The sequence below is a fragment of the Gammaproteobacteria bacterium genome, assembly GCA_003696665.1.
Taxonomy (GTDB): domain Bacteria; phylum Pseudomonadota; class Gammaproteobacteria; order Enterobacterales.
In genome coordinates, this window is record RFGJ01000116.1 from 1 (window position 1) to 1,251 (window position 1,251).

Consider the following 1,251-nt stretch of genomic DNA (forward strand, 5'->3'; position numbering starts at 1 on the left):
AGGCCGCCCGAAGGCGGCCAAGCAAGGAGGAATGAATGAAGTTGCGGTTGGATGGTGAGCCGGACAGGTCTCGAACCTGTGACCCGCAGATTAAAAGTTGCCTCAGAGGCTATTTCCCGCATCTTCCCTGTTGCTCCCTAAAGGTGAAAAATCACTTGTAACTCAGCTACTTATATAGTCGGTCAAAGTCTTGTTGCTTCCTTAAATATCCCTAGAATTCCCGGTACTCAGTGACACGGATACGAAAAAGGGGTGGCGATATGGCGAGCATCAAACCGCATCAGTCGGGCGGATGGCGTGCCCGTATCCACTATAAAGGCGTTTCAAAATCCAAGGTGTTTAGGACTAAGGAAGCCGCACGCCAATGGGCACGGGAGATCGAAGCGGAAATAGATAAAGGGGTTTATACCGACCGCACCTCTGCTGAACGGATGACGCTAGGCCAGGCTTTGGATCGCTATGTCGAAACTGTAGCGGTAAAGAAGAAAGGGCGCGGCCAGTATGAGAACCGCAAACAGGCCCGGATTATCAAACGCCACCGCATCGCAAAGCTACCCCTCGCCAATGTCCGAACTCCTGATGTCGTCGAATACCGGGATGACCGGCTGAAAGAGGTAAAACCCAATACCGTCCGCTTGGAACTTGCATTGATTTCCCACCTGTTCACCGTTGCCCGTCGCGATTGGGGGATGAGCTTCTTAGTGAACCCTATTGTTCGTGGTGTTCGGCCTAGCGTGAAAGGGTCAGCACGTGACCGGCGTCTGGAACCGGGTGAAGAGGAATTCCTGCTGAACGGGTGCCGGGAATACGGTGGGGATATCCATGATATCGTTGTCCTCGCTCTGGAAACCGCAATGCGCCGGGGGGAGATCGCCAGTCTTAAATGGAAGAACGTCAACCTCGGTACTAAAACCATTAAGTTAGAGGACACCAAGAACGGCGAACAACGGTTCGTCCCGCTGTCGTCACGGGCCATCGCTATCCTGAAAGGTAGGGCTAAAGTCCGGGATATCCACGATGACCGCGTGTTCAAGATGAGTGAGGATTCCATCACTCAGGCTTTCTGCCGAGTTCGTGATGCGCTAGGTATCAAAGATTTACGCTTCCACGATTTGAGGCACGAGGCCACGTCACGGCTGTTCGAGAAGGGATTGAACCCCATGCAGGTCAGCGCGATTACAGGGCACAAGACTCTATCTATGCTAAAAAGATACACGCACCTGAAAGCGGAAGACTTGGCCGAACTATTGG

General features: G+C 52.8%; 1 protein-coding gene. It reads left to right on the top strand.

Annotated elements, in window-relative coordinates; translation table 11 throughout:
• Positions 1 to 260: 260 nt before the first annotated feature.
• The coding region (locus D6694_03725; GenBank protein RMH46239.1) for a site-specific integrase at positions 261 to 1,251 on the top strand (991 nt) is incomplete at its 3' end.